This is a genomic window from Tritonibacter sp. SIMBA_163 (assembly GCF_046535935.1).
Lineage (GTDB): Bacteria > Pseudomonadota > Alphaproteobacteria > Rhodobacterales > Rhodobacteraceae > Epibacterium > Epibacterium scottomollicae.
This window is the reverse complement of sequence record NZ_JAWJBP010000489.1, coordinates 1-270: the sequence shown is the minus strand read 5'-3', so window position 1 is coordinate 270 and position 270 is coordinate 1. Positions and strand designations below refer to the sequence as shown.

The window sequence follows — 270 nt, the reverse complement described above, 5'->3', positions numbered from 1 at the left end:
ATACCGGTGCCGGTATCGGTAACGGCCAGCATGACGTATTGACCAGGCCGCACGTCCAACGTGTTGCGGGCATATTCATCGTCGAGGAAGGCATTGCCAAGCTCGATCGTCAGCTTGCCCTGCCCGTCCATCGCGTCACGCGCATTGATGGCGAGGTTCAGCAGGGCGTTCTCCACGTTGCTCGGATCCACGAGCGTGTTCCACAGACCGCCGCTGACGATCGTATCGATCTCGATCGCTTCGCCCAGGCTCCGGCGCAGCAGATGATCC

At 61.1% G+C, this 270-nt stretch carries 1 pseudogene; it reads right to left on the bottom strand.

The window, feature by feature from the left end:
• Window positions 1–270, bottom strand: a pseudogene (locus R0J92_RS23250) (hybrid sensor histidine kinase/response regulator); the annotation flags it as partial.